This is a genomic window from Lysobacter zhanggongensis, from assembly GCF_046638635.1.
GTDB lineage: Bacteria > Pseudomonadota > Gammaproteobacteria > Xanthomonadales > Xanthomonadaceae > Novilysobacter > Novilysobacter luteus.
Window position 1 is genome coordinate 1 of the sequence record NZ_JBJXHK010000183.1, and the last position, 659, is coordinate 659.

The following is a 659-nucleotide window of genomic DNA, read 5'->3' on the forward strand; positions in this document are numbered from 1 at the left end:
CGCTCGGCCGCCGGCAGCGCATCCCACTCGGCCGCACGCTGCTCGAACGCCGCGCGCTCGGATTCGGTCCATCCGGCCCAGCGCTCGGCGTGACGCTGCAGTCCGGCACGCCGCTCGGGCTGGAGCCGCGGCAACACGTCGTCGAAATCGTCCAGCACCGGCGGCGTGGCCACCGCGGCGGGTGCCAGTCCGGCGAGCACGACGGCCACGACCATCCGGCGCAGGCATGCCTCAACCCGGTTCATTGGCGGTCTCTCCGAGAGGCACCTCGACCATGCCGGCCGCGGCGCCGGCCCCATCGACGCCTCCCTGCAATCCATCTTCCGGCGGAGCCGTCGGTCCGTCTTCACGCACCGGGCCGGGTTCGGCCCCGGGCAGTGGGGTGTTGGCACCCTGCGCGGCCAGCCAGCTGTGGAACGCGAGCTCGCGGGCGTCCTGCAAACCTTCGGGGTCGGCCAGCAGTTCGAAGTCACGGTGCGAGACCAGCGCGGCGTCGGCGCCGTACCTGGACGCGGGGCCCTGGTCGGCCAGCTGCGAGACGGTTCCGGGTTCGGCCCCGCCGAACCGTTCGGGCCACAGGAAGGTAGCCGCGAACAACAGGGCGGCCAACGCCAGCAGGCCCCTCAGCACCGTCAGTACGCCGCGCGGCGCCGGCCGTC

General features: G+C 73.7%; 2 protein-coding genes. Both read right to left on the bottom strand.

Annotated features, from left to right (window positions below; all coding sequences use genetic code 11):
* On the bottom strand, window positions 1–245 hold a 245-nt coding region (locus ACKVMH_RS13585), incomplete at its 3' end, for a DUF3106 domain-containing protein (protein WP_412700676.1).
* The coding region (locus tag ACKVMH_RS13590; protein WP_412700677.1) for a hypothetical protein at window positions 232–659 on the bottom strand (428 nt) is incomplete at its 5' end. The genes ACKVMH_RS13590 and ACKVMH_RS13585, both read right to left, overlap by 14 nt.